This is a genomic window from Vibrio sp. Y10_XG_PY6 (assembly GCF_024181795.1).
In the GTDB taxonomy this organism is placed as follows: domain Bacteria; phylum Pseudomonadota; class Gammaproteobacteria; order Enterobacterales; family Vibrionaceae; genus Vibrio; species Vibrio diabolicus.
This window is the reverse complement of record NZ_JAMZAQ010000001.1, coordinates 1,740,322-1,754,427: the sequence shown is the minus strand read 5'-3', so window position 1 is coordinate 1,754,427 and position 14,106 is coordinate 1,740,322. Positions and strand designations below refer to the sequence as shown.

The window sequence follows — 14,106 nt, the reverse complement described above, 5'->3', positions numbered from 1 at the left end:
GCGATTTACCTAACAAAATGCGCGGTTTCTTATAGGGTCAGTCAACCTTCTCTAAAAGCTTTGAGTGTATGATGATCTAGCTTTACGTTATCTGATGCGCACTTAATCCACACAGGATACTGTTATGGAAACAATGCAAGGCGGTAGAGAAAATGCCATCTATCGAAAAGGGAATTTGATATCTCGTCCTGCCAGTTATTGGACGATGACTATCCATCAGCTACTTACCTATCTTCATTCACGAGGCTTTACGGCATGCCCTAAAGCGGTTGGTATTGAGAAAGGAAAAGAGTGGGTTAGCTATGTCGAAGGAGAGACTTACAACTATCCATTGATTGGCAACATTGCTTCTGTTTCCGCGCTCCAATCTGCGGCAAAAATGTTACGCGATATGCACGATGCATCTGAGGGTTTCCTTAAGCAATATCAAAATGAAACGCTGCACTGGATGCTGCCACCACGAACACCACAAGAGGTGATTTGTCATGGTGATTTCATGCCATATAACGTGGCACTCCATGGAGAGTTTGTCGTTGGTGTGTTTGATTTTGATACGGCGCATCCGGCGCCAAGAGTTTGGGATGTCGCTTTTTCGGTCTATGGTTGGGCACCATTTAAAACCGATGAGCACGATAAAATGGGCTGTTTGGAGCAACAAATTCAGCGTGCAAAACTTTTCTGTGACGCTTATGGCTGTTCGAGATTGGAACGGGAAGAGCTGGTGGAGGTGATGACACACCGACTCACCGTGTTAGTTGATCATATGAGGGGGTTAGCAGCTCAAGGTGATGATAGGTTTCAAGCGAACCTAGAAGATTGCCATCATACCGCTTACCTCAACGATATCGAGTACCTAAGAAAACATAGACAAGTCATCACCCTAGGACTTTTAGGTTAGGGCTGGGCGATATCTTTAATGACATTGAATAACCACTGGTTTATCGGGGCTTGCTGTTGTGATCGACGACAGCTCATCACGTAGCGAACATCAAGCTCTAACCCGCCAGGAAGCGCGATACTTCGGCAGCCCTTAGGCACATGTCCACTCATGGTTATACCAAAATGATCCGTTTGTAGGAGCACTTTTTGAATCATCGCAGGGTGTTCAATTTCTACCTTAGGTGTGGTTCGAAACCCCATATGGTTGAGCCTTTCCAACAACGGGTATCGGTAGTCGTTCCATCCCGGCGTTTTGAAAAGTAAAAAGGGATAGTTTTCTAGCTCTTGGAAATGTTGAGCGGGATGCTCATCTCGAACAAAAAATACGGCTTTTCCTCGACCTAGTTCGTTTTGAATAATTGACTGCGGAAGATCCTCATCAAAATAATGAATCGCAATAGCGTTTTCACCCTCAGTTAATCGCTTTTTCGCGTCGCTCCCCCAACGTAAACAAGAGAACTTTGCTTTTGGGGCGTGTTTTAGTAATTCTAAGTAAAACTTGTCACCAAAGTAATCCCAAAACAATGTGTTCGCATAAATAGTGATCGAGCCGTCAAAATGAGCGGGTGAAAAACTCTGTGGTTTGATGGAATCAATACTGGTGAGTATTTGTTCAAAATGTGGCATGTTCGCTTCGACAAAAGCGGTCGGTTCAAAGCCATTTTTAGTCTGAATGAACAAAGGATCATCGAGCTGCGCTTTCATTTTTGTCAGGTTTTTGCTGATTGATCCTGAGGTCTTTCCGAGTGAATCTGCCACCAATCGGACGCTACGTAACTCATACATCCGTTTTAGTACCAATACGTTTTGAATGTCCAGATTAATGCTCATACATCGTCTCATTTATCTTCTGCCGAGAAATCATATCTCTGAATTTCTGAATAAAAGACAACGTTCGGTCAATTTAAGCATGCTGTCGTATCTTATGGTTTATTGAAGGCGACGGTGGACAGCAAATATGCTTGGTCATATCAATTTAGTGGTTTGGATTTCCATTTGGTAAATGATGACTTTCCTCGTATGAACATGTTTCTGTTGTTACAGTTTTTTCATCGAAAGAAAGTAAGAACAAAAACAGAGGTGACGTATGAAAAAATTAATCGCACTTGGTTTGATGGTTTGCTCAACAAACATAGCATTAGCTGGCGATGGGTCATACACGGGCACGATTGATATGACGATGGCTACGAAAAATCAGGTCGACGTCGAGCGCGCAGATTCTCAACTGACGCTGAAAGGTCGAAATGAAACGGCTTATGGCGGGGTAATCATCCAAACGGATGCTGCTACACAAAAAATTGAACTTCGTGGTCGACGTGATTAATCGAACATGTTGTTGTTAAGAAAATGCCGCGAATATCGCGGCATTTTTTATATTTTGAGATAGGTAAATCATTAAACTCAGCTTTGAACTTCAACCCCAGCTTCGATCTCGACTGGTTGCGCTTGAGTATCGCTTTCTTTCGCCGCATCAAGCATCTTGCGAATAATGAGTGACGCTGCCATTGCGATAGCGACCATCACGACAGCAAGGACAGTGAGTAATTGGAAATAATCACCATATACGTTTTGTACAATGTCTTGTGTGATGGTCTGTCCTTTCTCTAACGCGATAGAGGTTGAAAATGCAGCACCAATAATACCGCTCAATGCGATTGCCACAGAAAATAGGCTAACAGAGAAGTTTTCGATGTGCTTCGGCGCGACGGAAAGAATAAACGCTACGACCATCGAACCCACGATGACTTCTGCAATCGCCTGGAAGAAGTGAATAGCGAGAAAGATTTCTGGCATGATCACGACATCTTCACCCACGGTAGTCACGGCAAACGTCAAGATACCAAACGCTATCGCGGTCAGTACAAATGCCAAGGCGATTTTTGTCGCGGTAGAGAGGTAGATATCGCGCTTTTCCAGCAACCCAAAAAAGCCAGCTACGATAGGACCACCAACCATACACCAAAGCGGGTTCATTGCCATTGCTGCTTCTGGTTCGAGCGGAATAAAACCAAATAGAGAGCCTTTTAATGTGTTGATAGCAACCATGTTCATCGAGGTCATCATTTGTCCGTAGTAAACAAAGAAACAGGTTGTCAGCAAGGTCACAATTAAGATGGTCCCCATCTTCAAAGACTCAGCTTTGCTTGCTTTAAGCATCAGAGATATGAAGTATGCGATCGCCGCCCCTCCGATGGCGTATACGATATTTTGGCCAATATCCATGTTTGAAAACATGAAAAATACCAACGCGATCATTGCCAATGAAATCAATGCAAAAAGTACCCAGTTTTTTAAACTTACGGTTTTTTGATCAAGCTCAGAGGCTACGCCAACAAGATCTTTGCGGAATACCAATAGCATGATCAATGCCGCTGCTGCCATAACAGCAGAGATGGTAAAACCGCCATTAAAGCCGATCACAAGGACAATCATTGGGAACAAATATTGACCTAAAAAGGCGCCAACATTATTCACTGAATAATTGATTGGGTATCCTTTTTCAAAATCTTCTTGTGATTTGAACGTTCGTTTATAGAGGCTAGGGTAAGAGGGTGACATCAGGCCGCGGCCATAACTGGCGAGCGCAATACCACACATTGAAAGTGGAACGTTAGAAGCAGAAGCCCCCAACACGAGTAATACGTAACCGGATGCAAAAGCGAAATATGCGATAGAAAGTGAGCGATAAGCGCCTAAAAACTTATCTGCAATAAAGCCGCCCGCAATCGCGAAAAGTGGCCCGATCGCCGAAAAAGCACCAACGATCATCATCGTATCGGCTTCGTTGTAATTTAGATCCTCTAGAAAAAATCGAGTTAGACTTACTAATACACCGTAAAATGATAAGCCAAACATCATTTGGCAGAACATCATGGATTTATTGAGTTTATTCCACATAATTTTGTACTCACATTAGCGGAGAAAGGTAGGTATTGTTATTTCTATTAAATAGTAATGAAACGAAAGATTGAGTATTGAAATAATTGTCGCATAACGTGGAAATGCTGCACTATATTTTCTAATGCTTAGGTGGCTAAATGCTAATGTGTTGTTCTAGATCAATTTGAATAAAGCAGTGCTTAATTCTGCTTTTGTTTAATTTTGTTATATTTATTACTGATTGGGGCTGAAGGGGGGGGTTATAGGATTACTGGCAAATAAAAAGAGGTCTTGCGAGAAAGGAAATTGCTGACGAAGTGCATCGCCAGCAATGATATAGCGGGCTTATTTGATTATTCGCATGGCGGTGCCATATGAATGACGGCCAAGCCACCTAAGGAAGTTTCACGGTATTTTTTGTTCATATCTTTACCAGTTTGATACATGGTTTCGATAACTTTATCTAATGAAATAAGGCATTTGCTCGTGCGCTTTAATGCCATACGTGAGGCATTAATGGCTTTCATTGCGCCCATGGCATTTCTTTCAATACAAGGCACTTGAACCAAGCCGCCGATCGGGTCACAAGTCATTCCTAATGAGTGCTCCATCGCAATTTCCGCGGCTATACAAATCTGCTCGTTACTGCCGCCTCTGAGCGCCGTTAAACCAGCGGCTGCCATGGATGAAGAAACCCCGACCTCTCCCTGACAACCCACTTCGGCGCCGGAAATTGACGCGTTAGTTTTGTATAAGATGCCGATAGCGCCAGCGACTGCAAGAAAGTCTTTCAGCTGTTTAATATCAAGCTCTTTGATGAAGCGATGGTAGTACATCAATACCGCCGGAATCACCCCCGCAGCGCCATTAGTTGGAGAAGTAACGACTTGTCCTCCAGCTGCATTTTCTTCGCTAACCGCAAAGGCAAAGAGGTTAATCCAATCCATGATCTCCATTGGATCATTCTCAACTGCAGCGTTGGCTTCGAGCTTTTTCAAAAGGTTTGGTGCACGACGAGTGACATTGAGACCACCTTCTAAAATCCCTTCCGTATCGAAACCACGTTGCATGCAGAGCGACATCACTTTCCAAATTTGTTCTGCTCTTTGGCTAATTTCTTCATCTGAGCGGAATGCCAGTTCGTTTTGTAGAATCATACCTCCCAAACTAAAACCGTTAGTCTCGGCTTTTTCCAGCATCTCATCCGCTGATGTGAAAGGAAATGGTACCGCGACTTCATCTTGTTGCGTGCCGTTTTCTAGTTCGTCAGCGGTGGCGATGAATCCGCCTCCGATGGAATAATAAATTTCAAACGCCACTTGGTCTCCCGCAGCGTCTAGTGCAGTAATCGTCATTCCGTTTTCATGCAGGGGAAGGTTGTCACTATGAAAGACGATGTCATGGTCGTAGCTAAACTCAATCTGGTGCGTACCAGCGAGCAGCAGCGTGTTGTTGTCTATCGTATTTTGTAGCGCACTTTTAGCGCTACTCATTTTAATGGTATCGGGTTTATTTCCCATCAAACCAAGGACAGTGGCTCGGTCTGTGTGGTGCCCTCTCCCAGTGAGCGATAATGAGCCATAAAGGTCCACTTGCACCCGATGCACTTTCGCCATAGAGTCGCTAACTAGTTGAGTGAAATGGAATCCGGCAAGCATAGGACCATTAGTGTGGGAGCTAGAAGGCCCGACACCAATCTTAAATATATCGAAAATCGACAGCATAATTGACTTCCTTTAGCAGTGAACCTTTATAAAGGTCTCTAGAACAGTGTTGTTAACTAGATGTTAAAGCCTGTAGGCCGGGAGTGAAAGAAGATTTTTGTAACACTGCCAACTAAGCGCGAGATTTTGAAATGAAGTTAGACAATGTGGTCATCGTTTTAGGTAAACGCCTCGTCAATAGCAGATTGACCGTTGAGGGGGTAACAAGAGTCGAAGCCTTATCTAATGCGATTGCGTCATTGCCGACAGAGCGAACGGCGATTATTTTTTGTGGTGGATTAACGCAAGGCCAATGCATTTCTGAAGCAGATGCAATGTACAGTTATTTTAAATCTCTAAATGCGGCCGCTGTGCATCCGTTCCCTGAACATCAAATACTTTTAGAAAATCGATCTTTGAATACGTTCCAGAACATGCGTTACGCTTCTCGCGTTTTGTGTGATAGTGGTTTGTTCCAGTTATGGTCAGCGCGTTCGGTTGAGGTCACCTTGTTGTCGAATGACTACCACCTTGAGCGAATCATAGAAATCCAAACCTTGATGGATGAGCAGGGATTATTACGAGTACTAAAATTTGAGTGCGCATCCATGGGCGTTACTCTCAACTTACCATTAGATATCAACAAACATATCAGCGTACCATACCCACATAAAGGGCCTATGGCAGCGGCATTTTTATTACTGGATGAACTCACGACTTACCGAGTTTATTTAGAAGGGGTCAAGCAGGGAGCATTTTTACGAGACTTATCGGTTGTCCGAAAGAAGCCGCTTATGATCGCGAGACATGCCATTCAGCAATTGCTCGGTTTACCACTCGATAAAGATAGTTTGCAACAGATTGAAGATATGAAAAAGGCCATCGAAATGACGGCCTTGGATGAATCTGTAGGAGCTGCGGAACAAGCGTTAAGGATCGTTCATCCGATATTAACTGCATTGAACCGCCGCTTGGATCCTGAGTCTATTCATTAAGTTCGCGTTTTGTGCGGACTGCGCTCAATGCGATCAAACAGTAGCAAAGGAGTTCCATGCCTTCTTCCGAAATATTTTTAACATCACGGATGTAGTTCTCGTCCATCACTTGTTGCCAAAAACTGCCCATGCCATACAAGCGAGAGAAGACCAACAATAGCATCACGGCACCAATTAACAGTTTCATGTGGGGAACCGTTAAGATGGTCGCCATTTCGTTCATGGTACCTTTACCACCTTGGTAAGCTTTGGCGCAAGCCAGTGCGGTGACAGCGAGCGCAGGGAAAACCCAAGAACCATGACGAATCATGTCTGTCCAATAGTCTGTTTCACGAATAATGAGCACCGCGAAAAAGCCGGCAATCAAAATGGCCGCATGCTTTAGCTGAGGCTGTTGTTTGGATAGGCTAAAAAATGACCATGACGCAATCGCAAGCATCACAAGCTGGAGTGTTTCTGTTATGGAAAGCTCACCAAGGCTTGAACCCAACACGACATAATCAAGGCGAAGACTGAGGTTAACGAGAATACTGATAGCGACAATCATCAATGCACTTAAACTCGATTTATAAATGATGCGCTTTGACTCTTCAGTAACAACGTTGCTTGGGGCTGACTCGGCTTCTTTTACTATTTGTGTTTTCATCTTGCTCACCTGTTCCAGAAAATGTGGAAGAAATGTGAATTAGTGTGATCTGTGTTTGGGATTTTATTGTCCAAGTGGAAAGTTATGTCAGAGGAATGTCAAGAATAGAACACTGTTCGATATAGTATCGATGTGCGGTAAAGTCAGAGGTATGTAAAAATGAAGTGAGAAAGTTTTGATAAATCAAATAAAAAAGGAGCCTAAAGGCTCCTAAGTGATAGAGGGAATCTGGCGTGTCGACAAAAAATTTTAGTAGTCGCCACTCTCACTTTCTTTGTGATTGTCGCGATAGTATTCCCATTGCTCGACACGATTATCGTCAGACAGCACGCAGTAAGTCACACGTTCGCCATTTTCCGAAACGGTATCCAACTCACCACCTTGCTGAACACAGTAAACGGCTGCAGGATTTGCGACGGAGGTATACTCAGTCGAGCGAGTGGCACCTTCGTAAGTTGAACAACCAGCCAGTACCAACGTTGCAGCCATAGCCATCATTAAATTTGTCTTTTTCATTCTTTATCTCCGCATGGGGTGGGCGAGTATTGTATTGATTATAGGCAACTTTCAGAGATTATTGTCTTATCGATGTTAAAAGTAAGAGGGACGTATAAGAATTTAGATATTCTCATCTTTTACTGGTTATCACGTCACACTTCTATTTGTTGCGGATTGTTACGAAGGTTAGAACCGTTGCGTTCAAACCAATGTCTTGAACGCATTTGGACCGACAACGATGATTTAAAGCGTGAAGTTCGGTAATATGCGCGCAAAACATGACAGTGGTATTTTCGATGAGACACTTAAAATCGACCGTTCATCCGGACATTGAGCACTTGGACGACAAAATTATTTTCCAGCGCAATGCGGCACGCGCCATCGTACTAGATGGTGAAGATGTGTTGTTGCTCTATACAGAGCGTTACCATGACTACACTTTGCCAGGTGGTGGTATTGATGATGGTGAAGATGTGATTGCTGGACTAGTTCGTGAACTAGAAGAAGAAACCGGCGCGCAAAATATCCATGGTATTAAGCCTTTCGGGATCTTTGAGGAATTTCGTCCTTGGTACAAAGACGACGCTGACGTAATGCACATGGTGTCGTATTGCTATACATGTAAAATTGATCGTGAGCTAGGCGAAACGGCTTATGAAGACTATGAAGTTAAAAATGGAATGCGTCCAGTATGGATGAACATCCACGAAGCGATAGCGCACAATGAAAAGACCATGGCAGAAAGCCCAAAAAAAGGTATGAGCATCGAGCGCGAAACGTTTTTGCTTCAGTTGATTTCTAAAGAATTACTATAAATAACTTAGCTCGCCTCATAGTGACTTACCCACTCGTTGCTCTGTTGATAGGTCAGCTTTTAAATCGATAAAAAAAGTCCGGACTCCCCCCCGGAACCCGGACTTATTCCAGACGCGCAAGCGAAGCGTCATTTTGATATTTTTAAATTTGTTTCGAACTATGAAAACAATAGCTGTTTTACATTTAGTGTGTAAATAATTATTAGGTCCAACCATTGGTTTTCATGTTTTTTGCAAACGCAATGTGACGCATATCTACCCAATTGGCAAGCGCAATTTGGGTACCTTTTAATAAACCACTACTCTTTCTTATCTTTGAGATACCTTACCTCAACTTTTTTGCACACGTTTGCATAGAGATCACGAGTTTTCAAATTGGCCGAACACGATCTTGTAATTTTACGTTTTTCTGACATTGGATTTTGTCGTGATTTTTATCACAAATTGACCAACGGAGGTAGTGGACTAAAGTCGATCAGCGGTTGCGAAACCATCGGAGCATCTGAAGCAAATAAGAGTAAAGGTTGAAATGATGAGGATTGTAACTGACCGATATCTATCAACTTTTCCAGCGCGAAGAATCGACTAACGTATTGGCGAGTCTCTTTAGGTAGTGTGAGCTTCTGAAAGTCGTTACTGCCTGCTCGCTGAATAGCGCGTGCGACACGCCCTTCGCCTGCATTGTAGGCCGCTAATGTCAGCGCCATGTTTTGATCGAATTTGTTGTATAAAAACGTCAGATACTTGAGTGCTGCAGCTGTGCTTGCTTCTGTATCAAAGCGATCGTCTTGTTTTGTATCTACAGTCAACCCGAATCGTTGAGCTGTTGCTGGTATCAGTTGCCAAAGTCCGGCGGCGTTGGCATGAGAAACGGCTTTGGGGTTGTAAGAGGATTCCAACATTGGCACTAAGGCTAGACTCTTTGGTAAAGAGTGGCTTTGCAGTTGTTTGAAAATATGATGAATCACCAGGATGGATGAATCGAGACGCTTGGCAATTTGTGGCTTGTATGGGGCTAAAACTTGATATTGCGTTTGAATATCAGCTGAGCTTGGTTTCGCCTGACTGGTGATTGAAAGGCAGGATAGTAAGGCGATAAAAATAAAAAGGCCTACAGTACTCAGCCGAGATGGCGACTGAATCTGTAGGCAAGACGAACATCGTTTAGAACGATTTATCTTCATAAGTGTGTTGCACAGGTTGTTTGAGTTGACTGACCAACTCATGGAACGCCGCAGAGCTGTGGCCATTGCTCTGATTGTATTGTTGGCACTGACTTACCAACGTTTCCAATAGCGCCCATTGTTTTCTAGCTTGCATACCTATTTGGGCAGGCAAAGCATTGAAAATTCGTTTTACGCTGGCGTCATTACACGCTAACCCCAGCTCTCGCATACACTGGCTTCTATCACTGGCTGAGCGACTAAGCTTATTGAGTATTGGCATTTGTTTCTGAACATTGTTGCTCAGTGCCTCACCATCAAACTTTAAGTACAACGTTTTTTGCTGTTGAAGCAAAGGGATAAGTTGTTGATAGAGCTTGATATCCTCAGGTATTGAGCGAATAAATTGTTGAATTCGCTGCGATACTGCGCTTGCCATGATCTCTTCCTAGTGTGTTATTACTCGTGACCTGTATGGAATTGCATGATCGCCTTTGATAGTGCTTTGGTATCTAGGCTAAGTTCGCCACGCGCTAATGCGTTACGTACTTGTTCTACTTTTTCCATATCAACATCAGGTAGTGATGCCATTTCAGCTTGAGCGCGATCTATCGCTACGGTATTCGCTTGAAATGCAGGCTCGTGTACCTTGCTCTGTTCGACGACGTCGACAGGCTGTTTGCTTGCTTGCTGTAATTTTGTTTGTGGGACATGACCGCCCGCGACTTTGTCGATTTTCATGCTGTGGTCCTCATCATCATGTTCTAAATTAAGTAGGCGGTTAGGATGTGATAAACATTAAATATTTTTTTGTACTCGAAGTTCAGCGTTACTGACGAGAGCCAAAATTAAAAAATGTTACTCTGAGTCCAAAATCAAAATTGAGTATGAACTTGGTTTAACCCGGTTACGACAGCTCTAATGACCTTGCCAGAACTTAGGTTTTCTACTTCAATTTGTTGCCCTTTCGCACCATCTTCTAAGGCGACTCCTTTCGTGCTGGCGCTAAATCCATTTTTGCTCGCAATCACTATGACTTCATTGCCTTTTTCGATTAAAGGTGGAGCCGATAAATTGGATGGGTTGACCACTTGCCCTGCACGTAAACGGCGAGAGGTTTCTAAGCCTATTGCTTGTCCTGGGCGAGTATAAAAATCGTCTTGTCGCGAGATGGTGCGCGTTTCCAGTTTAACGTGCTTGGCAGTCACAACTTCATTTCGACCGACCGTGGTTGTGGCAACCAAGACAGGCAGTGTCAGAGAAGATTTTATCGTGACGTTAATTCGCCAGGGTGAGGCGATGTCATCGCAACTTACTGAGCGCTTAAGGTTTCCAACTGGCAACGCTTGATTGTCGCGACCAGTGATGACCAGAGGCGACTCACACTCAGGTAGGTGATTCGCCGAGCCTGGTACCCACATGTCGAAATCCAGTTGGTATTCTCCCCACTGGTTAGAGTGAGCATTTTGGGCCACTTCTTGTTTGAAATGCTCTGCTACAACGGATTTTATCTCCTCAACGCTTAGGGTTCTGCCAGAGGTGTTGGCGAAAGTTTGTCCTGGTATTAGAGCAAGCAGAGTTAGCATTAATGTTGAGGAAGTAAGCACTTTCCCCTTGCTTTTAATGCTTTCCGTGAGCCGGAAGTTTGGCTTCCATCCTTGTTTATAAATCATTGATATGTATAACTATTTTTTATGGCACGCATCTTGTTTGTATGTTGGCGTATTCGAGCCAACTGTAAGGAAGATGCATGGCGATCACATTTGAAAATGCTTTAGGTGTACATCCAGAGGCACTTAATTTTCGCGTTCAGCGTACCAAAGTCCTTGCCAGTAACCTAGCAAATGTTGACACCCCTGGGTATTTGGCGAAAGACCTAAGTTTCACCACCGTAATGAACCAGGTGGCTGCAGGCGGTGTGAACAAACCAGTGCCTAAGTTTCAGGTTCAGGCCCAATACTCGGTGCCTTACCAGAACAGCAAAGATGGCAACACTGTAGAACTGGGTGTTGAACAAGCGAAATTCACGCAAAACAACATGGACTTTCAAACTAGCCTGACGTTTCTCAACATGAAATTTAATGGCTTAACGAAAGCGATTGAGGGACGTTAATTATGTCATTCACTGATATTTACTCGATCACTGGATCCGCGATGACGGCACAAACTGTGCGTCTTAACACGGTCGCCAGTAACTTAGCTAACGCGGACGCGGTGTCTGCAAATCCAGATGACGCTTATAAAGCGCTGAAGCCCGTATTCGCGACTGTGTACCAAAAAGCGCAGCTGACAACGGAAAACGGGGTTTATCCCAATGCTGAAGTTCGCATTGTTGACGTTGTGAAAAATGCGGGAGAAGCCGAGAAACGCTTTGAGCCAAACAACCCGTTGGCCAATGATGAAGGTTATGTGTATTACCCAGATATCGATGTCGTGGCTGAAATGGCAGACATGATGTCAGCGACACGTAGCTTCGAAACCAATGTTGAAGTGTTATCAAATGTGAAAAGTATGCAGCAAGGTCTGCTTAGATTAGGGCAGGGCAGTTAATGAGTCTCGCACAATATACACCTTTATCGTCTGATGCTCCGGTGAGCACTAAAGCAAAAGAGAACAATGGCATTGCACCAAATCCTAAAGATATGAACAGTGCTTCTTCATTAGAGAACGAGTTCATTTCTTTGATGGTGGCGCAGATCCAAAACCAAGATCCACTTAACCCACTTGATGGCACGGAATACGTTGGTCAGTTGGCTCAATTCTCTCAAGTTCAAAGTACCGAGAATATGTCCAAGACAATGCAACAGAGCATGATTCTCCTAGACAACATGCAAGTGCTATCGACAGCGGGGCTCGTCGGACAAACTGTTTACGTCAACTCCAAAGAATTTGAGCTTGGTGAAGGCGTACAGAACGGAAAAATCGAACTCGCTCATAGCTCAAACCAAGTGACGTTAGTTGTGAAAGATGAGTTTGGTCAATCTACTAAAGTGCCATTAGGTGCTCACGGCAAAGGTGACGTCGACTTTTCAATTAATCCTGAAGAACTTGGTCTTAAACCAGGCAAATACTCAGTGGCAGTAGAAGTGCAAGAAGGGCAAGCAAGTCCAAATGTGCTCATGGCTGGCACTGTTGAGCAAGTGCGTATTCCAAATACTGGCGGCGCAGCATTAGTCAATGTCCATGGCGTTGGCAACGTTCCTTTCTATCAAATCACTCAGTTTGGTGCTTAACCAAATAGGGAAATCAGAGGTCTTTTTATGAGTTTTAACATCGCACTAAGTGGTCTGGACGCGACCAACACAGAGCTAAACACAATCAGTCACAACATTGCCAACGCATCAACGTATGGTTTTAAAGGTGGCCGCACAGAATTCTCCGCAGTATACAACGGCATGCAACCTGGTGGTGTAGAAGTCGCGTCAATTTCACAGAACTTCGACAAAGACGGCAGTATCTCAGGAACTGGCCGTGCGATGGACTTGGCGATCAACGGTGGTGGCTTCTTTGTCACTAAAGACAACATGGGTCAAACGCTATACACGCGTTCAGGTGTATTCGCGACAGATAAAGATAACTTTGTTACCGCTAACAGTGGCGCAAAACTGCAAGGTTACAGTGTGGATAGCAACAACAACCTGATGACAGGCTCTGTGGGCAATATCCAAGTATCTACGTCATCACTGAATGCAAAAGCGACAGACGGTCTTGATTTTGTTGCAAACTTTGATGCAAGTGCGTCTGCCATTGATAAAACGGTAACGCCGTTTAATCCGGACGATCCAAACTCATTCAATTCGTCTTACACCACAAAAGTCTATGACTCGCTGGGTAACTCGCACACGGTAACTCAGTACTTCACTAAGACCGCTTCTAACTCTTGGGAAGTGAATGTTCAAGTGGATGGTGGTGCAACACCAGTGACAACGGTGCCAGTAACGTTTGACAAAGACGGTTCGCTTTCTTCACCGACGGCTCCGTTTAATGTTTCATTCCCTGCGGCAGGCGCAAACGCGATGAGTGTCGACATTAACTTGAAGGGCAGCACGCAGTTCGGTGCGAAATTCGGCGTAAGTACTAACAGCCCGAACGGCTATACATCCGGTGAGCTTGCAGGTGTACGCGTTGAAGGTAATGGCATGGTTTACGCGACCTACACTAACGGCCAATCACAGCTGCAAGGTCAAGTTGTACTTGCAGACTTCGCCAACACACAAGGTTTAGCAAAAGTGAGTGGTACGGCATGGACTCAAAGCTTCAGCTCTGGTGCGCCAATCACGGGTGTCCCTGGTTCAGGTACGTTGGGTGATTTAACTCCAGGTGCGCTAGAAGGTTCTAACGTTGACCTAACCAGTGAGCTTGTGGCGCTTATGACCGCACAGCGTAACTACCAAGCAAACGCGAAAACCATCTCTACCAGCGACAAGCTAACTCAAGCTTTGTTTAACGCGGTGTAATGGGAGTTTT

At 44.3% G+C, this 14,106-nt stretch carries 17 protein-coding genes; 8 read left to right on the top strand and 9 right to left on the bottom strand.

Annotated elements, in window-relative coordinates:
• Nucleotides 1-124: 124 nt before the first annotated feature.
• A complete protein-coding gene (locus tag NL644_RS07590; protein ID WP_114323465.1) occupies nucleotides 125-898 on the top strand; it encodes a phosphotransferase enzyme family protein in 774 nt (257 codons plus the stop codon).
• Here NL644_RS07590 and NL644_RS07585 read toward each other — a convergent pair.
• Nucleotides 895-1,770 carry a LysR family transcriptional regulator gene (locus tag NL644_RS07585; RefSeq protein ID WP_074189789.1) on the bottom strand — a complete coding sequence of 292 codons (876 nt, stop codon included), beginning with the start codon at nucleotides 1,768-1,770 and terminating at the stop codon, nucleotides 895-897. The two genes, NL644_RS07590 and NL644_RS07585, sit on opposite strands and share 4 nt — an antisense overlap.
• A 256-nt stretch (nucleotides 1,771-2,026) precedes the next feature.
• Here NL644_RS07585 and NL644_RS07580 point away from each other — a divergent pair, with 256 nt between their 5' ends.
• Nucleotides 2,027-2,263, top strand: coding sequence for a hypothetical protein (locus NL644_RS07580; protein WP_005395322.1), 237 nt, complete (start codon nucleotides 2,027-2,029; stop codon nucleotides 2,261-2,263).
• A gap of 77 nt (nucleotides 2,264-2,340) precedes the next feature.
• Here the strand turns inward: NL644_RS07580 and NL644_RS07575 are convergent, their stop codons facing one another.
• Nucleotides 2,341-3,837 carry a peptide MFS transporter gene (locus NL644_RS07575; protein ID WP_005395321.1) on the bottom strand — a complete coding sequence of 499 codons (1,497 nt, stop codon included), beginning with the start codon at nucleotides 3,835-3,837 and terminating at the stop codon, nucleotides 2,341-2,343.
• Nucleotides 3,838-4,172: 335 nt separating this feature from the next.
• Nucleotides 4,173-5,543, bottom strand: a complete 1,371-nt coding sequence (locus tag NL644_RS07570) for an L-serine ammonia-lyase (RefSeq protein WP_005395319.1) — start codon at nucleotides 5,541-5,543, stop codon at nucleotides 4,173-4,175.
• Nucleotides 5,544-5,674: 131 nt separating this feature from the next.
• Here NL644_RS07570 and NL644_RS07565 point away from each other — a divergent pair, with 131 nt between their 5' ends.
• On the top strand, nucleotides 5,675-6,517 hold the full coding sequence (locus tag NL644_RS07565; RefSeq protein WP_114323464.1) for a YdcF family protein: 843 nt from the start codon (nucleotides 5,675-5,677) through the stop codon (nucleotides 6,515-6,517).
• Here NL644_RS07565 and NL644_RS07560 read toward each other — a convergent pair.
• Nucleotides 6,507-7,163 carry a hypothetical protein gene (locus NL644_RS07560; RefSeq protein WP_048624711.1) on the bottom strand — a complete coding sequence of 219 codons (657 nt, stop codon included), beginning with the start codon at nucleotides 7,161-7,163 and terminating at the stop codon, nucleotides 6,507-6,509. The two genes, NL644_RS07565 and NL644_RS07560, sit on opposite strands and share 11 nt — an antisense overlap.
• Before the next feature lie 249 nt (nucleotides 7,164-7,412).
• Nucleotides 7,413-7,679, bottom strand: coding sequence for a DUF333 domain-containing protein (locus NL644_RS07555; protein ID WP_005395313.1), 267 nt, complete (start codon nucleotides 7,677-7,679; stop codon nucleotides 7,413-7,415).
• A 278-nt stretch (nucleotides 7,680-7,957) separates the two neighbouring features.
• On the opposite strand from NL644_RS07555, the gene NL644_RS07550 reads away from it, so the two are divergent.
• On the top strand, nucleotides 7,958-8,476 hold the full coding sequence (locus NL644_RS07550) for an NUDIX hydrolase (RefSeq protein WP_005395311.1): 519 nt from the start codon (nucleotides 7,958-7,960) through the stop codon (nucleotides 8,474-8,476).
• Between the two features lie 437 nt (nucleotides 8,477-8,913).
• Here the strand turns inward: NL644_RS07550 and NL644_RS07545 are convergent, their stop codons facing one another.
• The 4 genes from NL644_RS07545 to flgA all read right to left on the bottom strand — a co-directional run bounded on the left by NL644_RS07545 (nucleotide 8,914) and on the right by flgA (nucleotide 11,312).
• Entirely contained in the window at nucleotides 8,914-9,660 is a 747-nt protein-coding gene (locus NL644_RS07545) for a lytic transglycosylase domain-containing protein (protein ID WP_114323463.1), read from the bottom strand.
• Nucleotides 9,641-10,078 (bottom strand): flagellar export chaperone FlgN, encoded by a 438-nt coding sequence (gene flgN, locus NL644_RS07540; RefSeq protein WP_006741304.1) that lies wholly within the window; start codon nucleotides 10,076-10,078, stop codon nucleotides 9,641-9,643. Before flgN ends, NL644_RS07545 begins: the two co-directional genes overlap by 20 nt.
• Nucleotides 10,079-10,098: 20 nt before the next feature.
• Nucleotides 10,099-10,380 (bottom strand): flagellar biosynthesis anti-sigma factor FlgM, encoded by a 282-nt coding sequence (gene flgM, locus NL644_RS07535; RefSeq protein ID WP_006741305.1) that lies wholly within the window; start codon nucleotides 10,378-10,380, stop codon nucleotides 10,099-10,101.
• Nucleotides 10,381-10,514: 134 nt separating this feature from the next.
• Complete coding sequence (gene flgA / locus NL644_RS07530) at nucleotides 10,515-11,312, bottom strand: flagellar basal body P-ring formation chaperone FlgA (protein ID WP_006741306.1); 798 nt, start codon at nucleotides 11,310-11,312, stop codon at nucleotides 10,515-10,517.
• 77 nt (nucleotides 11,313-11,389) lie between these two features.
• On the opposite strand from flgA, the gene flgB reads away from it, so the two are divergent.
• From flgB to flgE, 4 genes are read left to right on the top strand one after another with little or no spacing between them, the layout of a single operon-like run.
• A complete protein-coding gene (gene flgB / locus NL644_RS07525) occupies nucleotides 11,390-11,752 on the top strand; it encodes a flagellar basal body rod protein FlgB (RefSeq protein ID WP_005395306.1) in 363 nt (120 codons plus the stop codon).
• Nucleotides 11,753-11,754: 2 nt separating this feature from the next.
• Nucleotides 11,755-12,189: a flagellar basal body rod protein FlgC gene (flgC, locus tag NL644_RS07520; protein ID WP_114323462.1), complete on the top strand. Its 435-nt coding sequence runs from the start codon at nucleotides 11,755-11,757 to the stop codon at nucleotides 12,187-12,189.
• On the top strand, nucleotides 12,189-12,872 hold the full coding sequence (gene flgD, locus NL644_RS07515) for a flagellar hook assembly protein FlgD (protein ID WP_005395303.1): 684 nt from the start codon (nucleotides 12,189-12,191) through the stop codon (nucleotides 12,870-12,872). Before flgC ends, flgD begins: the two co-directional genes overlap by 1 nt.
• 27 nt (nucleotides 12,873-12,899) lie before the next feature.
• Nucleotides 12,900-14,096 (top strand): flagellar hook protein FlgE, encoded by a 1,197-nt coding sequence (flgE, locus tag NL644_RS07510; protein ID WP_005395301.1) that lies wholly within the window; start codon nucleotides 12,900-12,902, stop codon nucleotides 14,094-14,096.
• Nucleotides 14,097-14,106: the final 10 nt, after the last annotated feature.

Excerpts from the sequence above, each read along its gene's own strand:
- NL644_RS07570 (WP_005395319.1), bottom strand. The coding sequence starts at position 5,543 with ATGCTGTCGATTTTCGATATATTTAAGATTGGTGTCGGGCCTTCTAGC.
- flgE (WP_005395301.1), top strand. The coding sequence starts at position 12,900 with ATGAGTTTTAACATCGCACTAAGTGGTCTGGACGCGACCAACACAGAG.
- flgB (WP_005395306.1), top strand. The coding sequence starts at position 11,390 with ATGGCGATCACATTTGAAAATGCTTTAGGTGTACATCCAGAGGCACTT.
- flgC (WP_114323462.1), top strand. The coding sequence starts at position 11,755 with ATGTCATTCACTGATATTTACTCGATCACTGGATCCGCGATGACGGCA.
- NL644_RS07560 (WP_048624711.1), bottom strand. The coding sequence starts at position 7,163 with ATGAAAACACAAATAGTAAAAGAAGCCGAGTCAGCCCCAAGCAACGTT.
- flgN (WP_006741304.1), bottom strand. The coding sequence starts at position 10,078 with ATGGCAAGCGCAGTATCGCAGCGAATTCAACAATTTATTCGCTCAATA.
- flgA (WP_006741306.1), bottom strand. The coding sequence starts at position 11,312 with ATGATTTATAAACAAGGATGGAAGCCAAACTTCCGGCTCACGGAAAGC.
- NL644_RS07565 (WP_114323464.1), top strand. The coding sequence starts at position 5,675 with ATGAAGTTAGACAATGTGGTCATCGTTTTAGGTAAACGCCTCGTCAAT.
- flgM (WP_006741305.1), bottom strand. The coding sequence starts at position 10,380 with ATGAAAATCGACAAAGTCGCGGGCGGTCATGTCCCACAAACAAAATTA.
- NL644_RS07580 (WP_005395322.1), top strand. The coding sequence starts at position 2,027 with ATGAAAAAATTAATCGCACTTGGTTTGATGGTTTGCTCAACAAACATA.
- flgD (WP_005395303.1), top strand. The coding sequence starts at position 12,189 with ATGAGTCTCGCACAATATACACCTTTATCGTCTGATGCTCCGGTGAGC.
- NL644_RS07550 (WP_005395311.1), top strand. The coding sequence starts at position 7,958 with ATGAGACACTTAAAATCGACCGTTCATCCGGACATTGAGCACTTGGAC.
- NL644_RS07585 (WP_074189789.1), bottom strand. The coding sequence starts at position 1,770 with ATGAGCATTAATCTGGACATTCAAAACGTATTGGTACTAAAACGGATG.
- NL644_RS07575 (WP_005395321.1), bottom strand. The coding sequence starts at position 3,837 with ATGTGGAATAAACTCAATAAATCCATGATGTTCTGCCAAATGATGTTT.
- NL644_RS07545 (WP_114323463.1), bottom strand. The coding sequence starts at position 9,660 with ATGAAGATAAATCGTTCTAAACGATGTTCGTCTTGCCTACAGATTCAG.
- NL644_RS07590 (WP_114323465.1), top strand. The coding sequence starts at position 125 with ATGGAAACAATGCAAGGCGGTAGAGAAAATGCCATCTATCGAAAAGGG.
- NL644_RS07555 (WP_005395313.1), bottom strand. The coding sequence starts at position 7,679 with ATGAAAAAGACAAATTTAATGATGGCTATGGCTGCAACGTTGGTACTG.